Consider the following 2,930-nt stretch of genomic DNA (forward strand, 5'->3'; position numbering starts at 1 on the left):
CGCGCGGGTGGCATCGTCGGTTGCAAACATTGGCGCAAGATCAGTTTCGCGGCTGTTCACGAGCCGGGTTGACCGGAAGCAAACATCCGGTCCGCCTTCTCGTCCTGCACGGCCAGCGCCGCTCGCCGCGGCGGACGGACCACGGTGACGGTGCAGGAGGCTTCCGCCGCCACCTTGGCGGAGACGCTGCCAAGCAGCGAGCGCAGCATCGAATCGCCGCGCGCGCCGATGATGATGTGGTCGACGTGATTGGCTTCGGCGAATTCCAGGATCGCGGCGGCCGGATCGACCGCCTCGAGCACATGGACCGTGAGCCGGTTCTCGTCGAGCTTCAGCGGCGAGGCCCAGTGCTTGAGGGCCACCATGCGGTGGATGTGCTTGTTGTGTCCCTGTTCATCGAGCGTCCGGTCGATGGTGATGCGGCCGAGCTTCAGGATGTTGACGCAGGCGAGCCGCGCGGCCGGCAGGGTCGCGAGGATGCGCTCGGCAGTCATGCGCAGCGCGCTGTTCAGCTCCTGCGAGCCCTCCACGGTGTCGAGCGCCACCGCCACGATCGGGCTCGACGCCAGTTGCGCCGCCATGTCGGCTTTGACGCGGGGCAAGGTCAATTCCGGGTTGAAGCGGCGCCGCCACACCGTCGACAGCGGATCGCGCTGCAAACGTTCCGAGCGCGCGGTGAGCTTGACCTGATCGGGATTGTTGAGCTCGAAGGCGAGCTGCGAGGCGCTCGGATAGCGCCAGACCGGCTCGATCTCGAGACAGCGCAGCACCACCTCCTGCAGCCAGGGCGGATAATCGGCCCGCAGCTTGCGCGGCGGCCTGGGATCGCGCCACAGCCGCCGCCGCATGCCGCGCAAGGTCTCGCTCTCGCCGAACGGGCGAACCCCGGTGGTGAAGAAATACAGCAGCACGCCGAGCGAGAACAGATCGCTGCGCGGATCGTCGCGCCGGCCAAGCAGGCGCTCCGGCGCCATATAGGGTGCGGTGCCGTAGGGCAGCCGAAATTCCTCCTGCAGCAGATCCGGCAGCTGGGTGTGATGCGACAGGCCGTAATCGATCAGCACGGCTTCGCCCGAGCGGCGGAACATGATGCTCGACGGCTTGATGTCGTGATGGATGACGTTCTGCTGATGCAAGTCGGCGAGCGCGGCGGCCATGCTGGCGACCAGCGCCCGCGCTTCCTCGTAGGCGATCGGCAGATCGGGCAGCCGCTTGTAGAGCGTCTCGCCGGGAATGCGCTCGATCACGACATAGGCCTGACGGGCGAAATCGCCGGTGCCGAAGCAGGCCGGGACATGCGGCCCCGATAGCCGCGGCAGGATCATCTGCTCCATCTCGAAGCTGACGATCGCGGCCGGGTCCTCGCCCTCGGACACCCGCGGGATCTTCATCAAGAGCGGCACCGAGATGCCTTCATGGGTGACGCTCCACAGCGTCGCCATGCCGCCCGAATGGACGCAGTCGCCGACGGTAAATCCGTCGATCACCGTGCCCGGCGTGACCGTCGATCTCGTCATCGCTCAGCGCCCCGCCGCGAGGCGCTCGGCGAGCCACAGCGGCAGGCCGTTGTCGCGGATACGCTGCGCCGCCGCCTCGACATCGTACGGCACCCGGCAATAGGTCAGCTGGCGGGTGATGGTCTCATAGGTCAGGAACGAGGCCGCCGGATCGCCGTCGCGCGGCTGGCCGACCGAGCCCGCGACCGCGAGCCATTGCCGGCCTTTCAGGAGTTGTACGGCAACACCCGTGGTCGGCACGAAGCTCGTCATTTTCGCGGTGACCGACATCGAATACAGCGCGGGCTTGTGGATGTGGCCGCAGAAGGTGACGAGCGCCCGGGTCGCGATCAGGCTGCGCGCGGCATCCGAGGTCGACTGCACATAGCGCCAGCGCGCCGGACTCGAGGCTTCCGAATGCACGTAGAGGCGATCCTCGTCATCGCGCGTCAGCGGCAGTTCGGCGAGGAAGCGGCGCTGCGCGGCGCTCAGCCGGCCGCGCGTCCATTCGATCGCGGCCTGCGCCTGCGCGTTCATGGTTTCGCCGCTCAACGCAATGGCGTTGTCATGGTTGCCGCGCACCGCAATGGCGCCGGACGCGACGAGGCCCATCACGGTCTCGACCGCCCATTCCGGATCGGCGCCGTAGCCCACGATATCGCCGAGGCAGATCATGCGTTGCGCCCCCTTCGCCCGCGCGGCCTCGAGGCACGCCTCGAACGCCTGCCGGTTGGCGTGGATATCCGCAAAAACAGCCAGCAGCACGCGTTTCCTCCACATCGACCCTATCGTGAGGCGCCGGGCCCGGTTTGATGGATATCAAACAACGCCGTGCAGGAGCGCGCAATCAGGCTGACCCGCGCTCAGCCTGATTTTGGCGATGACCTCATCAGACGATCGATTCCGTGACACCAATCCTGTGGAAGTTGCCCGATCGTTCATCATTCCCCGATGCGCTCCAGCCGGCGATAGCCGGTCGGTGTGCGAGCCCGGAATGACGGCGGAGGAGATGCGGGAATCGGACAGCCGCGTACGTAGAGCGATCGATCCGACCAGAAAACCTCGCGCCTGAGGTTCGTGCGGTTTTCGCCCCTATTGCTCGTCCTTGGGCGGCATGCGCGGCGGCAGCAGCGGCGTGAATGCGACGCCGTCCGAAGGCCCGGGCTGCCCGGGCTTGAACTCGCCGGTCGAGGAATCGCCGCCGGTCGTCTGCAGCAGGATTTTCGGCGTGACGTATTCCCTGACGGCATCGACGATGAGACCTTCGCCATTGCCGAAATCGGCGGCGCGGCCGCCTTGCGGATGGCCCGCGGCGATCTCGTTCTCGGCCGCGTGAGTCTTTTCGGCGAGCATCTCGCTGAACGGCAGGCGATAGGCCCGCGGCACGCCGCTCGGCCGGTTATCGTCGTCGAGCTCCTCGACCCACAGGTAAAC

2 protein-coding genes and 1 pseudogene are annotated in these 2,930 nt (G+C 66.9%); all 3 read right to left on the reverse strand.

The window, feature by feature from the left end; genetic code table 11:
- Nucleotides 1-56: 56 nt before the first annotated feature.
- Nucleotides 57-1,517 (reverse strand): serine/threonine protein kinase, encoded by a 1,461-nt coding sequence (locus WCB02_RS17260; protein WP_423959817.1) that lies wholly within the window; start codon nucleotides 1,515-1,517, stop codon nucleotides 57-59.
- Between the two features lie 3 nt (nucleotides 1,518-1,520).
- Nucleotides 1,521-2,261 carry a metallophosphoesterase family protein gene (locus WCB02_RS17265; RefSeq protein WP_423959819.1) on the reverse strand — a complete coding sequence of 247 codons (741 nt, stop codon included), beginning with the start codon at nucleotides 2,259-2,261 and terminating at the stop codon, nucleotides 1,521-1,523.
- A 327-nt stretch (nucleotides 2,262-2,588) separates the two neighbouring features.
- Nucleotides 2,589-2,930 (reverse strand): annotated as a pseudogene (locus WCB02_RS17270) (hypothetical protein); the annotation flags it as partial.

This window comes from Bradyrhizobium sp. (genome assembly GCF_049581145.1).
Classification (GTDB): domain Bacteria; phylum Pseudomonadota; class Alphaproteobacteria; order Rhizobiales; family Xanthobacteraceae; genus Bradyrhizobium.

Bases quoted from the DNA above. Each gene is read 5' to 3' on its own strand.
- WCB02_RS17260 (WP_423959817.1), bottom strand. From the start codon at position 1,517: ATGACGAGATCGACGGTCACGCCGGGCACGGTGATCGACGGATTTACC.